Origin of the sequence: Sphingomonas sp. TDK1 (genome assembly GCF_001650735.1) — a bacterium.
In the GTDB taxonomy this organism is placed as follows: Bacteria; Pseudomonadota; Alphaproteobacteria; order Sphingomonadales; family Sphingomonadaceae; genus Sphingomonas.
This window is the reverse complement of record NZ_LXVY01000025.1, coordinates 59,357-82,276: the sequence shown is the minus strand read 5'-3', so window position 1 is coordinate 82,276 and position 22,920 is coordinate 59,357. Positions and strand designations below refer to the sequence as shown.

At 66.4% G+C, this 22,920-nt stretch carries 18 protein-coding genes; 16 read left to right on the top strand and 2 right to left on the bottom strand.

The window, feature by feature from the left end; all coding sequences use genetic code 11:
* Window positions 1–10 precede the first annotated feature (10 nt).
* The 12 genes from A7X12_RS13760 to A7X12_RS13705 all read left to right on the top strand — a co-directional run bounded on the left by A7X12_RS13760 (window position 11) and on the right by A7X12_RS13705 (window position 13,160).
* The gene (locus tag A7X12_RS13760) at window positions 11–622 is read left to right on the top strand and encodes an NADH-quinone oxidoreductase subunit J (protein WP_064312148.1); all 612 of its coding nucleotides are present in this window, start codon (window positions 11–13) and stop codon (window positions 620–622) included.
* Window positions 619–924, top strand: coding sequence for an NADH-quinone oxidoreductase subunit NuoK (gene nuoK / locus A7X12_RS13755; RefSeq protein WP_064312147.1), 306 nt, complete (start codon window positions 619–621; stop codon window positions 922–924). Before A7X12_RS13760 ends, nuoK begins: the two co-directional genes overlap by 4 nt.
* Window positions 924–2,996 carry an NADH-quinone oxidoreductase subunit L gene (nuoL, locus tag A7X12_RS13750; RefSeq protein WP_064312146.1) on the top strand — a complete coding sequence of 691 codons (2,073 nt, stop codon included), beginning with the start codon at window positions 924–926 and terminating at the stop codon, window positions 2,994–2,996. The genes nuoK and nuoL overlap by 1 nt, the downstream gene beginning before the upstream one ends.
* A gap of 7 nt (window positions 2,997–3,003) precedes the next feature.
* Window positions 3,004–4,569 (top strand): NADH-quinone oxidoreductase subunit M, encoded by a 1,566-nt coding sequence (locus A7X12_RS13745; RefSeq protein WP_064312145.1) that lies wholly within the window; start codon window positions 3,004–3,006, stop codon window positions 4,567–4,569.
* Window positions 4,569–6,026, top strand: coding sequence for an NADH-quinone oxidoreductase subunit NuoN (gene nuoN, locus A7X12_RS13740; protein WP_064312144.1), 1,458 nt, complete (start codon window positions 4,569–4,571; stop codon window positions 6,024–6,026). The genes A7X12_RS13745 and nuoN overlap by 1 nt, the downstream gene beginning before the upstream one ends.
* Window positions 6,027–6,031: 5 nt before the next feature.
* A complete protein-coding gene (locus tag A7X12_RS13735) occupies window positions 6,032–6,727 on the top strand; it encodes a biotin--[acetyl-CoA-carboxylase] ligase (protein WP_064312143.1) in 696 nt (231 codons plus the stop codon).
* Between the two features lie 18 nt (window positions 6,728–6,745).
* Window positions 6,746–7,528, top strand: coding sequence for a type III pantothenate kinase (locus A7X12_RS13730; protein ID WP_064312142.1), 783 nt, complete (start codon window positions 6,746–6,748; stop codon window positions 7,526–7,528).
* Complete coding sequence (locus tag A7X12_RS13725) at window positions 7,529–9,166, top strand: ribonuclease J (RefSeq protein WP_064312141.1); 1,638 nt, start codon at window positions 7,529–7,531, stop codon at window positions 9,164–9,166.
* A gap of 9 nt (window positions 9,167–9,175) precedes the next feature.
* Window positions 9,176–9,436: a DUF1467 family protein gene (locus A7X12_RS13720; RefSeq protein ID WP_064312140.1), complete on the top strand. Its 261-nt coding sequence runs from the start codon at window positions 9,176–9,178 to the stop codon at window positions 9,434–9,436.
* Window positions 9,437–9,496: 60 nt separating this feature from the next.
* Window positions 9,497–9,682 (top strand): hypothetical protein, encoded by a 186-nt coding sequence (locus A7X12_RS13715; RefSeq protein WP_064312139.1) that lies wholly within the window; start codon window positions 9,497–9,499, stop codon window positions 9,680–9,682.
* Window positions 9,683–9,788: 106 nt separating this feature from the next.
* Window positions 9,789–11,345, top strand: a complete 1,557-nt coding sequence (locus A7X12_RS13710; RefSeq protein ID WP_064312138.1) for an alkaline phosphatase D family protein — start codon at window positions 9,789–9,791, stop codon at window positions 11,343–11,345.
* 12 nt (window positions 11,346–11,357) lie between these two features.
* Window positions 11,358–13,160 carry an adenylyl cyclase gene (locus tag A7X12_RS13705; RefSeq protein WP_084445437.1) on the top strand — a complete coding sequence of 601 codons (1,803 nt, stop codon included), beginning with the start codon at window positions 11,358–11,360 and terminating at the stop codon, window positions 13,158–13,160.
* Here A7X12_RS13705 and A7X12_RS13700 read toward each other — a convergent pair.
* Window positions 13,151–14,377, bottom strand: coding sequence for an MFS transporter (locus A7X12_RS13700; protein WP_064312137.1), 1,227 nt, complete (start codon window positions 14,375–14,377; stop codon window positions 13,151–13,153). The two genes, A7X12_RS13705 and A7X12_RS13700, sit on opposite strands and share 10 nt — an antisense overlap.
* Window positions 14,378–14,612: 235 nt before the next feature.
* On the opposite strand from A7X12_RS13700, the gene A7X12_RS13695 reads away from it, so the two are divergent.
* From A7X12_RS13695 to A7X12_RS13680, 4 genes are all read left to right on the top strand, one after another.
* A complete protein-coding gene (locus tag A7X12_RS13695) occupies window positions 14,613–17,603 on the top strand; it encodes a TonB-dependent receptor (RefSeq protein ID WP_064312136.1) in 2,991 nt (996 codons plus the stop codon).
* A gap of 91 nt (window positions 17,604–17,694) precedes the next feature.
* Window positions 17,695–18,429 carry a SapC family protein gene (locus A7X12_RS13690; RefSeq protein ID WP_064312135.1) on the top strand — a complete coding sequence of 245 codons (735 nt, stop codon included), beginning with the start codon at window positions 17,695–17,697 and terminating at the stop codon, window positions 18,427–18,429.
* Complete coding sequence (locus tag A7X12_RS13685) at window positions 18,422–19,453, top strand: cupin-like domain-containing protein (RefSeq protein ID WP_064312134.1); 1,032 nt, start codon at window positions 18,422–18,424, stop codon at window positions 19,451–19,453. Before A7X12_RS13690 ends, A7X12_RS13685 begins: the two co-directional genes overlap by 8 nt.
* A gap of 28 nt (window positions 19,454–19,481) precedes the next feature.
* Window positions 19,482–20,537, top strand: coding sequence for a LacI family DNA-binding transcriptional regulator (locus A7X12_RS13680; RefSeq protein ID WP_064312133.1), 1,056 nt, complete (start codon window positions 19,482–19,484; stop codon window positions 20,535–20,537).
* A 4-nt stretch (window positions 20,538–20,541) separates the two neighbouring features.
* On the opposite strand, the gene A7X12_RS13675 is transcribed toward A7X12_RS13680, so the two are convergent.
* Entirely contained in the window at window positions 20,542–22,830 is a 2,289-nt protein-coding gene (locus A7X12_RS13675) for a hypothetical protein (protein ID WP_064312132.1), read from the bottom strand.
* Window positions 22,831–22,920 lie beyond the last annotated feature (90 nt).

Here is a 22,920-nt window from a genome sequence, read left to right as displayed (position 1 = left end):
ATCCGATTCCGTGATCCAGCTTCTCGCCTTTTACCTGTTCGCGATCATCGTGTGCGTCTCCGGCGCCTGCACGATCCTGTCGCGTAACCCGGTACATTCCGTCCTCTGGCTCATCCTGGCGTTCTTCAATGCCGCGGGCCTGATGGTGCTCGTGGGCGCCGAATTCATCGCCATGCTGCTGGTGATCGTCTATGTCGGCGCGGTCGCGGTGCTCTTCCTGTTCGTCGTGATGATGCTCGACATCGACTTCACCGAGCTCCGCGCGGGCGTGATGAAGTACGCCGCTGTCGGCGCGTTGCTTGCGCTGGCGCTGGTCGCCGAGATCATCGTCGCGGTCGGTGCCTGGAGCGCTGGCAAGCTTGCACTGGGGCGTCGTCTGGCGCCGGTGGAAGACGGCGTGCCGAACATCGAAGCGATCGGCCAGCTGCTCTACACGCGCTACCTGTTCGTGTTCGAAGGCGCCGGTCTGGTGCTGCTCGTCGCGATGATCGGTGCGATCGTGCTGACCTACCGCAAGCGCAGCGACGTGCGGCCGCAGAACATTGCGCGCCAGAACGCCCGCCGCGCCAAGGATGCCACCCGTAACATGAACCCGGCGGTCGGGCAGGGGATGGAGCTGTGATCTCGCTAACCCATTATCTGGTCGTCTCGGCGATCCTGTTCACCATGGGGGTGCTCGGCATCTTCATGAACCGGAAGAACCTGATCGTCATCCTGATGGCGATCGAGCTCATCCTGCTTGCCGTGAACCTCAATTTCGTCGCCTTCTCGTCGTTCCTGCACGACCTGGTGGGCCAGGTGTTCGCGATGTTCGTGCTGACCGTCGCCGCCGGTGAGGCCGCGATCGGCCTTGCGATCCTGGTCATCTATTTCCGCGGTCGCGGCACGATTTCGGTCGACGACGTCAATCGGATGAAGGGCTGATGTCGTCCATTCTGATCATCGTATTCCTGCCGCTCCTCGCGGCAGCCGTTGCGGGGCTCGTGAACAAGTCGTTCGGCGCCGCGCTGCCCAAGATCGTCACCACGGGCGCGCTGTTCGTGGCGTGCGGTCTTTCCTGGCCGATCTTCCTCTCGTACCTCAGCGGCTCGGCCGCGCCGACCGTCACCCCGGTGCTGCACTGGATGACCTCGGGCACGATGAGCTTCGCCTGGGAGCTGCGCGTCGACGCGCTGACCGCGGTGATGCTGGTGGTGGTCACCAGCGTCTCGGCGCTCGTCCACCTCTATAGCTGGGGCTATATGAGCGAGGAGCCGGACCAGCCGCGCTTCTTCGCGTACCTGAGCCTGTTCACCTTCGCGATGCTGATGCTCGTGACCGCGAACAACCTGGTGCAGATGTTCTTCGGCTGGGAAGGCGTGGGTCTCGCGTCCTACCTGCTGATCGGCTTCTGGTTCCGCAAGCCGAGCGCCAATGCCGCCGCGATCAAGGCCTTCGTGGTCAACCGCGTCGGCGACCTCGGTTTCATGCTTGGCATCTTCGGCGTGTTCCTGGTGTTCGGCACCGTCGATATCCCGACGATCCTGGCGGCGGCGCCGAACCATGCCGGTTCGACGATCGGCTTCCTCGGCCACCGCTTTGACACGATCACCGTGCTCTGCCTGCTGCTGTTCGTCGGCGCGATGGGCAAGTCGGCCCAGCTCGGCCTGCACACCTGGTTGCCGGACGCGATGGAAGGCCCGACCCCGGTGTCGGCGCTGATCCACGCCGCCACCATGGTGACCGCGGGCGTGTTCATGGTCTGCCGCATGTCGCCGCTGTTCGAGCAGAGCGCGGTCGCGATGCACGTCGTGATGGTGATCGGTGCCGCAACCTGCTTCTTCGCCGCCACCGTCGGGACGACGCAGACCGACATCAAGCGCGTGATCGCCTATTCGACCTGTTCGCAGCTCGGCTACATGTTCTTCGCCGCAGGCGTCGGCGCGTACGGCGCGGCGATGTTCCACCTGTTCACGCACGCCTTCTTCAAGGCGCTGCTGTTCCTCGGTGCCGGCTCGGTGATCCATGCGATGCACCACGAGCAGGACATGCGTTACTATGGCGGCCTCTGGAAGAAGATCCCGCTGACCTATACGGCGATGATGGCGGGAACGCTCGCGATCACCGGCGTCGGCATCCCCGCGCTGTTCGGCAATCCGGTGGCGTTCGGCTTTGCCGGCTTCCACTCGAAGGACGCGATCATCGAGGCGGCGTTCGCCTCGGGCAACACCGGCGTGTTCTGGGTCGGCGTGGTCGTCGCGCTGCTGACGAGCTTCTACTCGTGGCGCGTGGTGTTCCTGACCTTCCACGGCAAGCCGCGCTGGGCCGCTTCCGAGCACATCCAGCACGCAGTGCACGACGCGCACGGCCATGGTCATCATGACGAGCATGCGCACGCGCACGCCGCGCACGGCCATGACGATCATCATGCGCACGATCACGGCGACGGCACGGCGGGCTATCACCCGCACGAGAGCCCGCTGGTCATGCTGATCCCGCTGATCCTGCTGTCGATCGGTGCGGTTGCCGCAGGCTTCGTCTTCCACGGCGCGTTCATCGAACCGACCGCGGGCGAGACCTATTGGCACGGCGCGCTGGCCTTCAACGAGCACCTGATGCACGCGATGCACGAGGTGCCGGTGTGGGTGAAGCTCTCGGCCACGGTGGCAATGCTGCTGGGCCTGGGCACCGCGGTCTTCGCCTACATCGTTTCGCCGGGCTTCCCGGCGGCCTTCGCCGAGCAGGTGCGTCCGCTGTATCTGTTCCTGCTCAACAAGTGGTATTTCGACGAGCTCTACAATCTGCTCTTCGTGCGTCCCGCATTCGCCATCGGGCGGCTGTTCTGGAAGCGCGGCGACGAGCAGACGATCGACCGGTTCGGCCCCAATGGCGCGGCGCGCCTGGTGCAGATCGGCAGCGTAGGCGCCGTCAAGCTGCAATCGGGGTATCTCTACACCTATGCCTTCGTCATGCTGATCGGGCTCACGGCCGCGCTCACCTGGGTCATTGCGGGGTGATGGAAAAATGACCGGCTTCCCGATCCTTTCCGTCCTGCTAGCGATCCCTGCGGTCGCCGCAGTGCTCTGCCTCTTCGTGGGTGCCCAGGGCGCCCGCTGGACGGCACTCCTTGCGACGCTCGCCAATCTGGCGCTCGGTGCCTGGCTATGGACCCAGTTCCAGCATGGCGACGGTGCCCCGCAGTGGCAGTTCGTCGAGCATGTCACGCTGTTCAAGATGGGCGGCGTCGAGTTCTCCTGGGCGCTCGGCATCGACGGCTTCGCCTTCCTGCTGATCGAGCTCTCGCTGTTCCTGATGCCGATCTGCATCGGGGCCAGCTGGCTCTCGGTCACCAAGCGCGTGCCCGAGTATATGGCGGCGTTCCTCGCGACCGAAGTGCTGATGATCGGCACTTTCGCCGCGCAGGACCTGTTCCTGTTCTACGTCTTCTTCGAAGGCGGCCTGATCCCGATGTACCTGATCATCGGCATCTGGGGCGGCGTGAATCGCATCTACGCGTCGTACAAGTTCTTCCTGTACACGCTGCTCGGCTCGCTGCTGATGCTCATCGCGATGATCGCGATGGTGCTGAACACCGGCACGACCTCGATCCCGGTGCTGATGGCGCATGACTTCCCGGCCAACTGGCAGACCTGGCTGTGGCTGGCCTTCTTCGCCTCGTTCGCGGTGAAGATGCCGATGTGGCCGGTCCACACCTGGCTTCCCGACGCGCACGTGCAGGCGCCGACCGCAGGCTCGGTCATCCTGGCGGGCGTGCTGCTGAAGCTCGGCGGCTACGGCTTCCTGCGCTTTTCGCTGCCGATGTTCCCGGTCGCTTCGGTGCAGTTCATGTGGCTGGTGTTCGCGCTGTCCTGCGTCGCGGTGGTCTACACCTCGCTCGTCGCGCTGGTGCAGAGCGACATGAAGAAGCTGATCGCCTATTCGTCGGTCGCGCACATGGCGATCGTCACCATGGGCCTGTTCGCCTTCAACGCGAACGGTATCGACGGTGCGATGATGGTGATGCTGGGCCACGGTGTGGTCTCGGGCGCGCTGTTCCTGTGCGTCGGCATCATCTATGATCGCCTGCATACCCGCGAGATCGACCGGTACGGCGGCCTTGCGATCAACATGCCGCGCTACGCCGTGCTGTTCCTGCTGTTCACCATGGCCTCGATCGGCCTGCCGGGCACCAGCAACTTCGTCGGCGAGTTCTTCAGCCTCGCCGGTGTGTACCAGGTCTCGACCTGGACCGCGCTGATCGGCACCACCGGCATCATCCTCGGCGCCGCCTATATGCTCTACCTGTTCCGTCGGGTGGTGTGGGGCGACCTGACCAAGGACGATGTGAAGGCGATGCCGGATCTCGACGGTCGCGAAGTCGCGATGCTCGTCGCGCTGGCCGCCGTGGTGCTGTGGATGGGCGTGTACCCGACCAGCTTCACCGCACCGATGCGCGCCGACGTCGCGCGGCTGACGCAGCGCCTCGACAGCGCCGCGCACACCCTGTCGATCAGCGACTCCAAGCCCACGCCGGGTTCGCCGCAGGCGGCCCCCGCTCATGAAGCCTCCGCGCACGGGGAGGCGCACTGATGTCCTATTCCATGCAACTCCTCATGACGCTGCCCGAGCTGGTGCTCGCGGTCGGCTCGATCGTCCTGATGCTGGTCGCCGCCTGGGGTGGCCAGGCATCGACCAAGCTGGTGAGCTGGGCCTCGGTGGCGTTGCTCGCCGGCGCCGGCATTGCGCTTACCGGCCCGTCGTCGACCGGGGGTATCGCGTTCGGCGGCCTCTATCGTGCCGACGCCTTCGCGACCTTCGCCAAGGTGGTGATCTATGTCGCCGCAGCCGTGTCGATCCTGATCGCGCCGAAGTTCTTTCAGCGCACCTCGGGTGAGGATCTGCGTCCGGAATATCCGGTGCTGATCCTGCTCTCGACCGTGGGCATGGGCATGATGGTTTCGGCGGGCGATCTGCTGAGCCTGTATGTGGGCCTCGAGCTGCAGAGCCTTTCGGCCTATATCCTCGCCAGCTTCATGCGTCGGGATACGCGTTCGGCGGAAGCCGGGCTGAAGTATTTCGTGCTGGGCGCGCTCGCCTCGGGCATCCTGCTCTACGGCATCAGCCTGGTGTACGGTTTCGCCGGCACGACGCTGTTCGAAGGTATCGCTGGCGCCTATCATGCCGGCCTGGCCTCGCCCCAGCATACCGGTCTGCTCTTCGGTCTGGTGTTCGTGTTCGCCGGTCTTGCCTTCAAGATCTCGGCGGTGCCGTTCCACATGTGGACGCCGGACGTCTATGAGGGCGCGCCGACCCCGGTCACCATTTTCTTCGCGTCCGCGCCGAAGGTGGCTGCGGTGGCGATGGCAGTGCGTGTCGCGGTTGACGCGATGGGGCCGGCGATCTTCGAATGGCGCCAGATCGTGATCTTCGCCTCGCTCGCGTCGATCATCTTCGGTGCCGTGGCGGCCATCGGCCAGACCAACATCAAGCGCCTGCTTGCCTATTCGTCGATCAACAATGTCGGCTTCGCGCTGATCGGCCTTGCCGCCGGCGGCGAGGAAGGCGTGGCGAGCGTGCTCGTCTACATGGCGATCTACGTCGTGATGACGATCGGCAGCTTCCTCGTGGTGCTGCAGATGCGGGACGAGAAGGGCGAGTCCGTGGAGACCATCGCGAGCCTGGCCGGCATGTCGCGCACGCGACCGGGCCTGGCGCTGGCAATGGCGATCTTCATGTTCAGCCTCGCCGGCATCCCGCCGCTGCTCGGCTTCTTCGCCAAGCTGGGTGTGTTCATTGCGGCGATGCATTCGGGCCTGGTGGTGTTCGCGGCCGTCGGTGCGGCGGCGTCGACGATCGGTGCCTATTATTACCTGAAGATCGTCAAGACGATGTACTTCGACGAGCCGGCGCCTGCGTTTGGCGGCAAGACGGACCTGGTGGAAGGCGGCCTGATCGCGATCAGCGCGGTCGTCATCTCGCCGATCGGCTGGCTGGTGTTCGGTGCGCTCGGCACCTGGTCGCTGGTCGCGGCGAAGGCGCTGTTCTGATCCCTGTGATCCGGACCGTCGCCGAGACGGGGTCTACCAATGCCGACATCCTTTCCCTGGCGCTTTCGGGCGCCGGGGAAGGGCTGTGGCTCCGGGCCGAACGCCAGACCGCCGGCAAGGGCCGGCAGGGGCGTGCCTGGGTTTCGCCCTCGGGCAATCTCTACATTTCCACGCTTGTCCGGGTACGCCCGACCGACCCTTCGCCGGCAACGCTGGCGTTGCTGTCGGCGGTCGCCCTGGAAGAGGCGGTGCGCGCGTTCGGCATCGAGCCCATGCTCAAATGGCCGAACGACCTGCTGATCGGCGGCGCCAAGCTTTCGGGCATCCTGCTGGAGCGGGCAGGGGATGCGATCGCGGTCGGCATCGGCGTCAATCTGGCGGCAGCGCCCGAGGGGCTGGACCGTGCCGCGACCAGTCTCGCCGCACATGGGGTTGCCGTCACCCCCCCTATCTTTGCCGAGGTGCTCGCCGAGAGTTTCGGCCGCTGGCTGGAGCGCTGGCGGGGCGAGGGCATGTGGCCGGTGCGCGAGCGCTGGCTCGCCAAGGCGCATCCCGAGGGAACGGCGCTCACCGCCAGGCTCGCCGATGGCTCCAGCTTCGACGGGCTTTTCGGGGGGCTGGATTCGAGCGGCGCGCTGATCCTGCGCTTGGCCGATGGGACGACCCGTGCCATTCACGCGGGCGACGTGTTCCTGCTGTAACGAGAAGAGGGAAGGGCGATGCTGCTCGCGATCGACGCCGGCAATACCAATGTCGTGTTCGCGCTGGTCGACGGCGGCGAGATCCGCGCGCGCTGGCGCATCGCCACCGACCCGCGCCGCACCGCCGACGAATATGCCGTTTGGCTCAGCCAGCTGCTGGCACTGGAGGGGTTTGACCGAGGCGCGGTGACCGGGGTGATCATCGGCACCGTCGTGCCCCGCGCGCTCCACAATCTTCAGGTGCTCGCCAGCAAATATTTCAAGACCGAAGCGGTGATCGCGGGCAAGGGCAGCGCCGAATGGGGCTTTCCGCTGGACGTGGACGAGCCGCAGAACCTGGGTGCCGATCGCGCGCTCAACGTGCTTGCCGGGCATGCACGTCACGAAGGCGACCTGCTGATCATCGACTTCGGCACCGCCACCACCTTCGATGTCGTCGACTATCGCGGGGCGTACAAGGGCGGGATCATCGCGCCGGGCATCAACCTGTCGCTGGACGCGCTGGTAACGGCCGCCGCCAAGCTTCCCCGGATCGCCATTTCCGCACCCGAGACCGCCAGCGTGGTCGGCCGCAACACGGTCGATCAGATGCATATCGGCATTTATTGGGGCTATATCGCGATGATCGAGGGGCTGGTCGCGCGGCTCAAGGCCGAGGTGGGGCGCCCGTCCAAGGTTATTGCGACGGGTGGGCTGGCGATTCTCTTCGAAAAGCATACATCGGTGTTCGATACGATCGAGCCCGATCTTACCATTCAGGGCTTGGCGATGCTGTGGGAACGCAGCCAGCAAGGAAATTAAGTGACCCCAAGAAACGAACTGCTCTTCCTGGCCCTTGGCGGCTCGGGCGAGATTGGCATGAACGTCAATCTCTATGGCTGCGAGGGCAAATGGGTGATGGTCGATTGCGGCATCACCTTCGGCGATGCCAGCTACCCGGGCATCGACGTGATCCTGCCCGACCTCCAGTTCATCGAGGACCGGGTCGACGACCTGCTCGGCATCGTGCTGACGCACGGGCATGAGGACCATATCGGTGCGCTGCCCTATCTCGCGGCCGATCTCGGCGTACCGCTCTATGCGACGCCGTTCACCGCGGGCCTGATCCACGGCAAGCTGGCCGAGGAAGGCATCGAGGACCGGATCGAGCTCAACGTGGTCAAGGAAGAGGGTCCGTTCGACATCGGCCCGTTCACGATCACCTACACGCCGCTCGCCCACTCGATCCCCGAGGGCAATGCGGTGTTGATCGAGACGCCGTACGGCAAGGTGTTCCACACCGGCGACTGGAAACTCGACGAGGCGCCGTCGCTGGGCGGTTCGGCGACGGCCGAGGAACTGACGGCGATCGGCGACAAGGGCGTGCTCGCGCTGGTGTGCGACTCGACCAACGTGTTCAACCCCGAAGCCTCGGGCTCGGAAGCGGACGTGCGCACCGGGCTTGACCAGGTGGTCGCGGCCGCGAAGGGGCGCGTGCTCGTTACCACTTTCGCTTCGAACGCGGCGCGGCTGCAAACGCTGGGCGATGTGGCGCGCGACACCGGGCGCGAGCTTTGCGTCGCCGGACGTTCGCTGGATCGGATCATCCGCGTCGCCAAGGCGACCGGCTATCTGCGCGACTTCCCCGAACTGATCGACTTCGACAAGGCGATGACGCTGCCTGCTTCGCGCGTCCTGATCGTCGCCACCGGCGGCCAGGGTGAGCCGCGCGCCGCGCTCAACCGCATCGCCGAGGGCAGCCATGTGCTCAAGCTCCATCAGGGCGACCTGGTGGTGTTTTCCTCGCGCCAGATCCCGGGCAACGAGATCGCGATCGGCAAGATCATGAACACGCTCGCCGACAAGGGCGTCGACATCATCACCGATCGTCAGGCGTTCGTCCACGTCTCGGGGCACCCGGGGCGGCCCGAACTGGCCGAGATGTACAAGTGGATACGGCCCGAGATCATCGTGCCGGTGCACGGCGAGATCCGCCACATGCACGAGCAGGCCCGCTTCGCGCTGGAGCAGGGTGTACCCAAGGCAGTGAAGCAACAGAATGGCGAAATCATCCGCCTCGCGCCGGACGGCCCCGCGAAGATCGGCCATGCGCCGGTTGGCCGGTTGGTGCTCGATGGCGACGTAATCCTGCCTGCCGATGGCGCGACGATGGGCGAGCGGCGGCGGATCGCGCTGTACGGCCAGATGTCGGTCGCGGTGGCGATCGATCGCAAGGGCAAGCTGCTTGGCGCGCCGCAGATCCGCGTCCAGGGCGTGCCGGTGGAAGAGGACCGCGAGGACCTGATCGAGGCCGCTGCCGAGGCCGCCGCCGAGGCAGTCAGGAAAGACTGGCGTGATCGCGAGAAGCTGCGTGAGTCGCTGCGCCTTGCGGTACGGCGGGTCGCGGTGCGCTTCACCGGCAAGAAGCCGGTAGTGGACGTGCTGCTGATCGAGGCGTAACCTCTCCCCATGAAGTGGCAGTCGGCGCTCGCGATCTATACGCTCTTCTGGGCGATGTCGGTGTTCTTCGTGCTGCCCTTCGGGGTGCGGACCAGCGAGGAGGCGGGCGTGCCGCTCGTCCCCGGCCAGGCGCCGAGCGCGCCGCACAGCTTCAACCCGACCAAGATCGTGGTGCGCACCACCATCCTTTCGGCGGTGCTGTTCGCTGCGTTCTACCTCAACTATGTCTATGGCTGGGTGACGGCCGACATGCTCGACTGGACGCAGTAAGCATCAGCAAAACAAGCTTTTGTTGAGATACAGGCGTGTCCGGCCGCCTATAAGAGCCGGATGGAAGACCTGCGCCGCCACCACACCCAGATGCGCGCCGAGCTTGACGAACTCGAGCGGCTCAACCAGTCGCCCTGTTGCGACGACAAGGTCGTGACGGCGGTCCGCTACCGGCTCACCCGCGCCAGCAGCGCGCGACGGCGGGAAATAACGACGCTAGCTCCGCATTTCGCCGTCATTATGTGAACGTTCACATTTCTGTCATCTTCGCTTGCCATGCGCTGCAAATGCGGTTTGCATCCCTCCAGTGATGGAAGCGGGCGCCTGCCGCACGGCGCGAGGGAGACAAAGGATGCACACGACACGACGCGAACTGTTGCTGGGGGCTGCAGGATCGCTGCTGGTGCTGGGCACGCCGGGCATCCTGCGCGCCCAGCAGATATTCCGGGCCTATCCCTTCACGCTGGGCATCGCGGCCGGCGACGCGTCCGCGGACGGGTTTGTGTTGTGGACGCGGCTCGCACCCGAGCCGCTGGAGCCGCATGGCGGCATGCCGATGGCGCCCATCGCTGTGGAATGGGAAGTCGGCGCCGACCCCGGCTTCAAGACGGTCGCCGCGAAGGGCGAAGCACTGGCCCGGCCCGAACTGGGCCATTCGGTGCATGTCGAGGTGGCGGGGCTCCAGCCCGATCGGCCCTATTGGTATCGCTTCATCTGCGGCCGCGAACGCTCGATGCGTGGCCGGGTCAAGACGCTGCCCGCTGCCGGCGCGTCGGTGGAGAAGGCGCGGTTCCTTGTCGCCGGGTGCCAGCATTACGAGCAGGGGCTGTACACCGCCTATGCCCATGCCGCGCGCGAAGAGGCCGACTTCCTCTTTCACTATGGCGATTACATCTACGAGGGCCGCGCAAGCCCGGTGGCGTTCGATTATGGCGGCAATCCCAGGAAGTTCATCCGCGCGCATGTCGGGGAGGAGCCGTTCAGCCTCGACGATTATCGCCGCCGCTATGCCCAGTACAAGACCGACCCGGACCTTCAGGCCGCGCATGCCGCGACCGGCTGGTACGCGACCTTCGACGATCATGAGATCCAGAACAACTGGGTCGGCGACCGCGACCAGAACGGCACGCCGCCCGAGGCCTTCCTGCTCCGCCGCGCCGCCGCCTTCCAGGCCTGGTACGAGCATATGCCGGTGCGCAGCACCTCGATCCCCAAGGGCGATTCGATTCAGGCCTATCGCCGCGCCCGTTTCGGCGACCTGCTCGACCTGCACCTGCTAGACACCCGCCAGTTCCGCACCGACCAGCCCTGCGACGACGGGTTCAAGGCGAAGTGCGCGGGCTGGGATGCCGCCGATGCGCAGGTGCTGGGCAGCACCCAGGAAGCATGGCTCGGCCGCAATCTCGCCGAGGGCAAGGCACGCTGGAACGCCGTCGCCCAGCAGGTGATGATGATGCCGCTCGATCGCCGCATGGGCGACGAGCCGGCGCCGATCCGCAACATGGACAGTTGGGGCGGCTATGATCGCCCCCGCGAGCGGCTGTTCTCGAAATTCGCCGGCCACGGCAACGTCGTGGTGCTGACCGGCGACGAGCACCAGAACTATGCCGGCGAGCTGCGCACCCGCGGCGGGCAGGGCGAGGCGGTGGCGGTGGAGTTCGTCTCCACCTCGATCAGCTCGGGCGGCGACGGCGCCGACGTGCGGGCGGGCAGCGACAAGATTCTCGGGCACAATCCCTACCTCAAATATATGAACGACCGCCGCGGCTATCTGCTGTGCGAGGTCACGCGGAATGAGTGGCAGGCGCGGTTCCGCACGGTGGATCAGGTGACCGATCCGGGCGCGCCGGTGAAGACGGCGCGCACCGCTATCGTGTCGCATGGCCGGGCCCAGCTCGATTTCGCCTGACGGGGACGCTGGTTGAACGACAGGGAGCGGGGCGGTCCCCCCGATGCAGGCCGGCGCGCGGCGGTCCGTCGTGTGGGCGACATCGGGCTTATCGCGGCGGCAATCGCTTCGGGGGCGCCGCTGACGGCGGATGCGGAGGTGCGGATGGAGCCGGAAATGGTGCCCGATTTCGGGCCGAACGTGCTGGTAATCGATCCTTCGATGCCCGCGCCGGCGATCCAGGCGCGGATCGATGCGATCTTCGCGCAGCAGGAGGCGGCGCATTTCACGGACCGGCGCTTTGCTATTCTGTTCCGGCCCGGGCGGTACGCGGTCGATGTGCGGGTGGGCTTTTTCACCCAGGTGCTGGGGCTTGGCGAAATGCCCGGGGACGTGACGATCGACGGCCCTGTCCGCGTCGATGCGGAGTGGCTGAAGGGCGATGCGCTGGCCAATTTCTGGCGCGGTGCGGAAAACCTGACGGTGCGCCCACCGGAAGGGTGGAATCGTTGGGCCGTATCGCAGGCAGCGCCGTATCGGCGCATCCAGATGTTCGGCGATCTGCTGCTCGACGATGGTGGGTCTTCAAGCGGCGGCTTCCTCGCCGATTGCCGGATCGAGGGCGTGATCCGCGCCGGTAGCCAGCAGCAATGGTATAGCCGCAGCAGCCGGATCGGCGGCTGGCGGGGCGTGAACTGGAACATGATGTTCCAGGGCGTTGACGGTGCGCCGGCGACAAGTTTCCCGCATCCTGCGGTGACGAGCTTGCTGCGCGTGCCGCTGCTGCGGGAAAAACCGTTCCTGCAGGTGGACGGGGCGGGCCATTGGTCCGTCTTCATGCCCGCGCTCCGCCGTGACGGCGTAGGACCCAGCTGGGGAGAGCGCGGCACGAGCGGAAGTGCCGTGCCGCTCGCCCATTTCTTCCTTGCGCGACCGGACATGGATGCGGCGACGCTCAACGCCGCGCTGGATCGGGGGCAGCATCTGCTGTTCACGCCCGGCGTCTACCGGCTTGATGCGCCGATCCGGGTGCGGAGCGCCAATCGCGTGCTGCTCGGTATCGGCCTGGCAACGTTGCAGGCAGTGGCGGGCACGGCGGTGCTGGAAGTGGACGATGTTCCCGGCGTCACGGTCGCAGGCCTGATGATCGACGCGGGTGCCGAGCGCTCGCCGGTGCTGATGCAGGTCGGGCCGCGCGGCTGTGCGGGCGATCACCGCCACAACCCCGTGCTGCTGGCGGACCTGTTCTTCCGTGTCGGCGGCGTCGAGACAGGCAAGGTCGAGACGTGCCTGGAGATCAACGGCCACCACGTTCTTGCCGACCATCTGTGGATCTGGCGTGCGGATCACGGCGATGTCGACGGCACCCGCGTTCACGTTGGCTGGGACGAGAGCACCGGCGATCACGGACTGGTCGTCAACGGCGACGACGTGACGGCCTATGCGCTGTTCGTCGAGCATTTCCAGCGCTACCAGACCTGGTGGCGCGGCGAACGCGGGCGGACCTATTTCTACCAGAACGAGCTGCCGTACGACCCGCCCGTCCAGTCCGCCTGGATGGCCGGCGCGACGCGCGGCTGGGCCGCCTATAAGGTGGACGACCGGGTGCGCGAGCATGAGGCTGTGGCGCTGGGCATCTATGTCTATTTCCGCACCAACCCGCAGATTGTGCTGGAAAGCGCGATCGAGGCGCCGGGGCGGCCGGGCGTGCGCTTTCGGCATGTGACCACCATGTCGCTGGGCGGCGGGGTGGGTACGATCGAGCATCTGGTCAATGACAAGGGCCCGGCAGCGCGGCCCGGTGCTTCGATGCAGCGGTTGCTCGCTTATCCCTGAGCACCGGCGGATGGTTCCCGCACGCTGAGCATCACCAGCCCGCCGGCAAGGGTGAGGCCGGACAACAGGAACAGCAAGGGCGCGAAGCTCCCCGGGGTTGCGACGATCCAGGCGATGCCGGTGCCGACCAGCGCGGGCAGCGTGTTGGTGAGGTTCAGAATGCCGAGATCGCGCCCCCGATGCCGTTCGCTCGGCAATTCCTGCATCCAGAAGGCGCCATGCAGCGCCATGAACAGCTGCGCGCCGACGGCATAGATCAGGAACCCTGCCACCGCGATCGGCCGGGCATCTGCAAGTCCCATCACCAGCAGGCCGCCGGCGGTGACTGCGGCGGCGCCCAGCAGGAACGGCTTTCGCCGCGCCATCCGGTCGGAAAGCCTGCCGAGCAGCAAGGTGCAGGGCAGCGGCAGCAGATATGCGAGGACCAGCGTGCGCCCGACAAAGTCCGCTGCTTCGGCAGCATTCTGCCGGGGCGGGAGGTCGGCGAAATAATAATATAGGTAGAGGGTCAGCCCGTTGCCCGCCGCCTGAAGCAGGAGTCGCGCGACCCAGGCGGCAGCCAGGTTGCGGCGCGCCAGGCTGCGGGCGAGGGGCGGGGGCTGGGAAGGGAGCCTGCGCGCGGCGGAGAAGGCGAGCGGCGCGATCAGAAGCGCGATCGCGAGCGAGAGCAGGCCGAGCCGCCCGGTTTCGGTCATCCCCGGCAGCTTCACCAACGCCCAGGCGGTGGCCGCGCCGATCGGATTGGCCAGGGCAAGCAGGCCGCCGGTAAAGCCCTTTTGCGCGTCTGGTATTTCGTCCGCCATCAGCGCGAGCAACGGCGCAAGCACGGCATTGGCGGCGCATTGCACGGCCACGACGGCGATCAGCACCCCCACCGGCGATTGTGCGCGGGCGAACAGCGCATAGGCGACAGCCAGCCCGACGATACCGAGCAGCAACCAGCCTCGTCGGCCCCGGCCGCGCAGGTGCGACCGGTCGCTCAGCCAGCCGAAGCCGATATTGGCTGCGATGGCGGCGATCGTTCCGATGGCGGCGACCAATGTGAACAGGTTCAGTCGATCCGCGCCGGCGACGGCTTCCACCTTGATCGGCAGGAATACCGTGAACAGCGGGAGATACCCGATGGTGCCGCCCGCGTTCGCGAGCGCGAAAAGCAGCAGGAAGCGCCAGTTCCGCGCGGCGCTCTCGGTTGTTACGGGGGGCGTCGGCGCGATCATGCGCGCCTGCGGATACGGCTTTCAGCCCGCCATGCCAACGTCGTTCCTACCTATTCGGGGCGGCAGGAGGCTTGCGGCGCGTTGTGCGTCCATCGCCACAAATAATGACAGTTTAGAGAACGATATCAGCGCTAAATGCTACGAAAATGTGACTTGTTGACCCCGATACGAATGTTTGTATGTGAACGTTCACATCATGGCATTCCATGATTCATGCACATTGCGGGGAGCCGATATGACACGTGAACATGCAGGGAAGTCGACGCTTTGGCGTGCGGGGATCTCGTCCCTGGCGCTGCTGGCGATGCCGGGGATCGCTGCGGCGCAGGATGCGACCGGCGCGCCCGAGGTGGAAGCCAATGGCGATATCGTCGTGACCGGGGGCATTCGCGCATCCCTGCGCGAATCGCTTGCGCTGAAGCGGGATGCACAGGGCGTGGTCGACGGCATCACCGCAGAGGACATGGGCAAGTTTCCGGACACCAATCTCGCCGAATCGCTTCAGCGCATCACCGGCGTCTCGATCGACCGCTCGATCGGCGAGGGTTCGACGGTTACCGTGCGTGGCTTCGGCCCCAACTACAACCTGGTGACACTCAGCGGCCGCCAGATGCCCACGTCGACGCTCGACGGCGGCGCAACCGCGCCGACCTCGCGCCTGTTCGACTTCGCCAATCTTTCGTCCGACGGCATCGCCGTGGTCGAGGTCTACAAGACCGGCAGGGCCGATATCGAGTCCGGCGGCATCGGCTCCACGATCAACATTCGTACGCCGCGGCCGCTCGACAAGCCGGGTCTGCACGGCAGCGTCGCCGTCTCGGGCATGTACGACAGCTCGGGCAACAAGCGCACCACGCCGATCACCCCCGAGGTCTCCGGCATCGTCAGCGACAGCTTCCTCGACGATCGCATCGGCATCCTGCTCACGGGCACCTACCAAAAGCGCAAGGCGGGCAACAACGAGGCCTATGTCGGCTGGAAGAACGGCCGCACCGGATCCGACAAGGCGGGCGAGCTCGCCCAGCCGGGCGATCCGCGCTACGCCAATATCACCAACCGCCCGACCGGTGATCAGATCTATACCGTGCCGCAGAATGCCGGGATCGGCATCAACGACATCGAGCGCGAGCGGATCAACGGCCAGGCGGTGCTGCAGTTCAAACCGTCCGACGCGCTGACCGGCACGATCGACTACACCTATTCGCGCAACCGGGTGACCGTGCGCAGCAACAGCATCGGCGTCTATTTCAACAACAACGACACGGTCAGCAGCTGGACCGGCGGCGCGGTGGCGAGCCCGATCTTCTACACCGAGCGGTTCAAGGCGAGCGAGGGCAAGGACGTCTCCTACGTCAGCAACCTGAGCGCCAACCAGAGCGAAAACAATTCGATCGGGGGCAATCTGCAGTGGAAGCCGGAGGGTGCCTTCTCGTTCGAGGTGGACGGCCATCATTCCCTTGCGCGTTCTGCGCCGACCAACAAATACGGTACCAGCACGTCGGTCAGCACCGCCATCTTCGGTGCGGCCAGCCAGACGATTGATTTCACCCATTACATGCCGGTGCTGTCGATCCAGATGCAGCCGGGCATCGATCTCCTCGACGCCTCGCGCATCCAGGCGACCGGCAATTCCTTCCGCAACGGCCTGTTCCGCGACCGGATCAACCAGGTCCAGTTCAAGGGCCGTTACGAACATGGCGGGCTGCTCGACAGTGTCGACTTCGGCATCTCCTATGTCGATAACAAGGTGCGCTCCGCCTATGGCTATCTGCAGAACAATACCTGGGGCGGCGCGGGTCCGGCGTCCGACCTGCCGGACAGCCTCTTCTCGATCGCGACCATTCCGGACAAATATCCGGGCCTGAAGACCGACGGCAGCCTGCTCATCCAGAAGATCTTCACGAAGAACTTCGAGAGCCTCGTCGGCTCGCTGGAGAACCTCTACAAGATGTGCTCCAAGCCGCAGAGCGGCACGCCGCTCGGGCCCGACACGTGCCTGGCGCGATATACGGTCGATCGGAACATCCAGGAAAAGACGCTCGCGCCGTATCTCCAGGCGAATGTGAAGTTCGACGCCTTCGGTCGTCCGGCACATTTCTATGCCGGCCTACGCTATGAGAAGACCTGGGTCGACAGCGCCGCGCTGGTACCGGTGGCGACCGGCACCAAATGGGTCTCGGCGAACGAACTCAACGTCGTTTATTCGGGCAAGAGCGATTACACGACGCTCAGCGGCGCCTATCAGAACTGGCTGCCGTCGTTCGACTTCGACATCTCGCCGCTCAAGAACGTCAAGCTGCGTGCGTCCTACGGCCACACCATCGCGCGGGCCGACTATGGCAGCCTGCAGGGCGGCCAGACGATCGATTCGCTGTTCCGGGTCGACGGCGGCACCGGCAGCCAGGGCAATCCGGGCCTGCTGCCGTACAAGTCGAAGAACATCGATTTCTCCGCCGAGTGGTACTACCAGCCCGAGAGCTACATTTCGGTCGGCTATTTCCACAAGTCGGTGGTGAACTTCATCGGTACCGGCCAGGTAAAGCGTCCGGTATTCGGCCTGACCAACCCGGCGGATGGCCCCCGGTATCGCGCGGCCGTGGCGGCGCTCGGCGCGGCGGCGACGTCGAACGACATCCGCCAGTACATCTTCAAGAATTATCCGAACTCGGTGGTGATCACCGGCGGTACCCCGGGCGCCTATACCGGCGACATTCTGGGCCTGCCGGAGGACGCGCCGGTGCAGTTCACCGTCAACACGCCGGTCAACAACGATCAGACCGCCAACGTGCACGGCTGGGAATTCGCCATCCAGCACGGCTTCTGGGACACCGGCCTGGGGATGATCCTCAACTACACGATCGTCGACGGCGACGTGCACTACAAGAACAACGTGCCCGCAACGGTGAACCAGTTTGCACTGGTAGGCCTGAGCGACACGGCGAACGTCATCGGCTATTACGACAAGAACGGTATCCAGGCGCGTGTCGCGTATAACTGGCGCGCGGAGTTCCTGTCGGGTGCGGGATCCAATCCGAGCTACACCGAAGCCTATGGCCAGATCGACGCCAGCGCGAGCTGGGAAGTGCGGCCGCGCACCTCGCTGTTCTTCGAGGGCATCAATCTCACCGGCCAGGGACGGCGTGCGCACCAGCGGACGGATCGTTACGTGACCGTCACCGCGCCGGGCTATGCCCGCTACACGGTGGGCTTGCGCTACCGTTTCTGACGATACCGGCCTTGGGGAGACTATACCCCAAGGCCCTTCCGCCCCGCCGCGCGACGTGCCAACGCCGCCGGTGGGGCAAGGGGGACTTCGCATGACCGATCACCAGCTCGTGACCGCGGAGGCGCATCGCGCGATCCGGATCGACCGGCGCCGGGGAGCCGCGCTTGGCGACGCTGTCCAGCTCTGTCTCGTCGTGCCGGACGAGTTCCGCCAGGTGCAGAATGCCTATCCGATTCTGTTCCAGCGCAACGCTGCCCGCGACGGCTTCCAGGCGGTGGCCCTGTTCGGCTTCGCGCCGGAGGACAATCTCTATCTCGACGGGGACCGCTGGGATGCGCCGTATCTGCCGCTGGCGATGGCGACCCGGCCGTTCCTGATCGGCCCGCCACCGGCTGGAGGCGAGGTGCCGCAACTGCACCTCGATGCCGCTAGCCCGCGCGTGCTGGTGCCGGGCGCAGCGGGCTATGACGCCGCTTCCCCGTTGTTCGACGCCGGCGATGTACCGAGCAACTATCTGGCTGCCGTGCTCGACGGGCTGGGCAGGCTTGACCGCGGCTATCGCGCCGCACCCGATTTCTTCGACGCGCTCGAACGACATGACCTGATCGAGCCGGTGTCGATCCGCTTCGACGATGGCGCGGGGAATGCCCGGCAGATCGTCGACTTCCACGGTATCCATGAGGAGCGTTTCGCCGCGCTCGACGGGCAGGCGCTCGGCGATTTGCATCGGGACGGGCATCTTCTGCCGATCACCATGGCACTGGCATCGCTCGCGAACCTGGCGCCGCTGATCGCCCGGCAGCAGCGCGGGACAGCCGATGCCTGATCCGGCCGATCTGTTCGACGGGCTGCGGCCGGTGGCGGAGATCGCGGTTGCGGACTGCTGGGCGCTCGACGCGGCGCTGACGCGCAGCGACAATCCCTTCGTGGTTCGCGGCCTCGTGGCCGACTGGCCGCTCGTCGCAGCGGGCGTGAAGGGTGCGACAGTGGCGCGCGCCTATCTCGCCGGCTTCGCCCGCGACACCGATTGCACTTATGCCGAAGGAGTGCCCGGGGCCGGCGCCCGCATCTTCTACGATGCCGACATGGCGATGAACCACCGTACCCGCCGCGGCCGCATCGATGCCATCCTTGCGGCGATGGAAGCGGACGAAGGGCAGGCGGATGCACCGCTGCGCTACATCGCCTCAACCGATGTGCCGCGCTTCTTCCCCGGGCTGGCCGAGGCGAACCGGGTGCCGCTCACCCCCCGCCAAGGGCTGGCCGCGACGATCTGGATCGGCACCGCTACCCGCGTCGCGGCGCATTGCGACGAGCCGGACAACCTCGTCTGCACCGCGGTGGGGCATCGCCGCTTCACGCTGTTCCCGCCGGACCAGTTCGCCAATCTCTATCCCGGGCCGCTCGACAACACGCCCGGCGGCCGCGCGATCAGCATGGTCGACTTTCACGCGCCCGATTTTTCGCGCTTTCCGCGATTTCGCGAAGCGCTCCGCCACGCCCGGACGGTGGTGCTGGCGCCGGGCGATGCGCTGCGCATCCCCAGCCTGTGGTGGCACCATGTCGAGGCGCTCGACCAATTCAACGTCATGATCAACTATTGGTGGCGTACACGCGCGGTCTGGCTCGCCGAGCCGCACGATGCGTTGCTGGCGGCGCTGCTCGCGATCCGGGACCTTCCGCCCGCCGAACGCGCGCATTGGCGCAGCGTCTTCGATCATTATGTCTTCGACCCCGGCGACGAGGTGACCGCGCACATCCCGCAGGGCGGGCGGGGCATTCTCGATCCCCTGACACCCGAAACCGCAGGGCAGCTGCGCGCCTATCTGTTGCGGCAATTGAACCGCTGAGCAAAGAAGATGCAGGAGAGGAATTCGCATGTCTCGTAGGCGCCAGTCCGTGACGATTCGCCATGTCGCGGCCGATGCCGGTGTCTCGCTGCAGACGGTGAGCCGGGTCATCAACAAGGAGCCCGGCGTGCGGCCGGAGATGCTCCACCGGGTGCAGGCATCGATCGCCAAGCTCGGCTATGTACCGTCCCTCGCGGCACAGCGGATGAGCGGATCGCGCTCCTACCTGATCCTGGCGCTGAACGATCGGGAGCGGACCATCGCCGATTGGCGCGCGCGCGAGGGGCGCGATTGGGTGGACCAGATGCTGCTGGGCGGCATGCTGGCCTGTGCGGCGCACGGCTATCGCATGATCGTCGAACTGGTCGACACCCAGAGCGACCAGATTGAGCGCGAGATCAGCGCCGCGATCGCCGCGCTTCAGCCGGACGGGGCGATCCTTACCCCGCCGCATTCGCAGAACCCCGTGATCCTGCGCCTGCTTGCCGACAAGGGCATCGAGATCGCACGGATCGGGTCGGTTGCCGAGGGGCCGGGGCATATGCTGGTGCAGGATGATCGCGGCAGCGCGCGGCTGGCGACCGAGCATCTGCTGGCGCTTGGCCATCGCCGCATCGGCTTCATCGCGGGACCCGACGAATATGAGCTAAGCGCATGGCGGGTCGAAGGCTGGCGTGCGGCGATGGCGGCGGCGGGGCTCTCCTCCGAGGGACTGCTGGAGAAGGGGGATTTCTCCTACGACATGGGGCTGGTCGCCGCGCGAACCCTGTTCGACCGTGCCGAGGTGACGGCGGTGATCGCCGCCAACGACCAGACTGCCTTGGCGACGCTGGCGGCAGTGCGGGGGCGGGGACTGAGCGTGCCCGAGGACGTATCGCTGATCAGCTTCGACGATACGCCGATCGTGCGGTTCGCGACCCCGGCCTTCACCGCCATCTCCCAGCCGATCGCCGATATCACGGCCAAGGCGGTGGAACGGATCATCGACGCGTGCGCCGGCCGTGCAGCGGCATCGGCCGAACCGGTGGTGCTGCCCTCGACCCTGATCGTCCGCGAATCGACCCGCCGCCCGCCGACGCGGTGACAGGTCAGCTGCGCAGGCGTTCGATCGCCTGGGCCAGCGCCACATAGAGCTTGCCCGCATCCGAGGAGAGCAGGGTCACCGCCAGGGGATTGCCTTCCCGCAGGCCGAGAACCTGGCGCAGCATGGTCTCGAAATCATGGACATAGCGGTGGACGTTGTCGCGGAACGTGTCGTCGTGCTCGTAGAGCCGGTGGATCTCGCGCGCTTCGTGCGGGGCCAGTAGCCGAACAGCGCGCCGGGTGAACACCCCGCGATCGCCCTTCAGATAGGCGCCCCAGGCCCCGTCGGTCACTTCGGTCGAGAAGGTCTTGGCGATGTCGATCGAGGTAGAGTGCAGGGCGTCGATCAGCAGCGCCATGCGATGCGCGAAGCCGTCGCTTTCGGCGCGTTCCTGCGCGTCCTGCGCCTCGGCGATGCGCGCTTCGGCGAGGCGGTTGGCGTCTTCCAGCACGGTCATCTGGGCCCGAAGATGCTCGGCCGCACGCGCCGCAGCGCCGATGGCCGCATCGGCCGCTCGGGAAAGGGTGTCGACCTGCTGGCGAACGGAAATCTCGACTGCCCGCTCGATCGCGGTGTCGGTCGCATCCTGCAGCACGCGATCGACGGCCGGCACGATGCCGTCGATGGCTTCGCGCGCATGATCGGCCGCCTTGTTGGCGCTGTCCCGCACCCGCAACAGGGTCTCGAGCAGCTCGGGCGCCGCTTCGCGCGTGAAGCTGTTCGCATGTTCGATCGCGCCGTCCACTGCCCGGCTGAGCGTCTCGGCCTGTTCCGCGGCCGTGGCCAGCGTCTCCGCCAGGGCGGCGCGGCCGCGCTCCAGGGCTGCCTGTTGCCGGGTGACCGAGCTGGCGATGCCTTCCACCGCGTCATGCGTCGCCTCGGCTGCGGTGACGAGCCCGAGCAGTTCCGGCTTGGAGGCGGCAATGCGCTTGCGGGTCGCGTCGATCCGCGCATCGAGCCGTTCGAGCGCACCGGGCATGGTTTCGTCCAGTTCGCGGGCGGCGGCGTCGAGTGCCGTCAGCAGCTCCTCGCCGGTAGCGATCACGCCGCGCGCTGTGGTTTCGCCCGTACGCATCGATTCGGTCATGCCGTCCATCGACTGGTGCAGGCCGTGGATCGCGCTTGCCAGCGCTTCGGTGCGACGCGTGCCGGCGGCATGAAGCACCTCCAGCTCCTGGTCGAACGCTGTCGCGCCGTCGGAGAGGCGGGCGAACAACGCGTCGCTGCGGCGCTGCTCCTCGCTCAACCGCGCGGAGATGCGGATGATGGCATCCTCGATCATCGCCATCCGCTGCGCCATCAAGGCGCTGCTGTCCTCGCTTGCGCGTTCGAGCGCGGCCTGGTTGGCACCCAGCATCGCCAGCATCGCATCGCCCTGCGCGGCGATGCCCTGGCGCGACTGGTCGACCGCGGCGGCGGCGCGATCGAGCACCGCGTCCACTTGCGCGGACATCTGGTCGGTAACCTGCTCCAGCCGGCTGCTGGCGGCTTCGCTGGTCGCTTCCATGCGGGAGATATGCGCGGCGAGCCGCTCGGCGGCACCGCCGGCGATCCGGTCGGCCTCGCGGCCGCGATCGGCGAGCACGCTGAGCTGGATGTCGAGGGCCGCGGCCGCCTGGGCGGCCTGCAGGCCCGCGGCGTCGACCCGCTCGGCAAGACCCCGCATCTCGTCATGCGCCCTGGGCAGCGACGAGAGGATGACGGCAACGCTCTGCTCGGCCCCGCTGGTCACAGCACTCAGCCGCTGGGTGCTCGCGACGATCGTCTCAGCCTGGCGGCTCGCGCTCGCCGCGGCGTTGGCGAGGCGCTCGGCCGCGGCATCGCTGAGCACCGACAGGCTGGTTTCCTGCTCGGCGAGCGCATGCCGCTGGGCGACAAGACGATCGGTTAGCGTGGCGGTCCGCATCTCCAGATGTTCCGCTTCCTCGCGCATGGTGCGGGCGGTGTCGGCAAAGCGGCGGGCCTCGCTGGTGCTGGTGCGAACGGCGATCAGATAGAGCAGCGCCACCACGGCGCCTGGTATGCACACGGATGCGAGCAGCTGCACCCGCTGAAAGTCGCTGAGCGGTTCGTACCAGGCGGGCATGGCGAGCGAGGCCATGCCATAGGTCGCACCAACCCCGGCGATGATCGCCACCAGCGGCGCAATCCATGCCGCTGGGGCGCCGTGCGTATGTGCCGGGAGCGCCTCGGCCATGGGATCGTCGATCACCAGGCTCTCCGCCAAAGCCGGCGGCTCGGCAGGCAGGGTTTCGGTACGTGCGGCGGATTCAGCGGTGGAGCCCCCAGTCATCGCTGCACTCTACCAGTTTTGCCGCGCGGACCAAGGGCAGGATAGCAGCTTGGCAACGAACGATTAACGATTGTGGCGATAGGCCGGCGG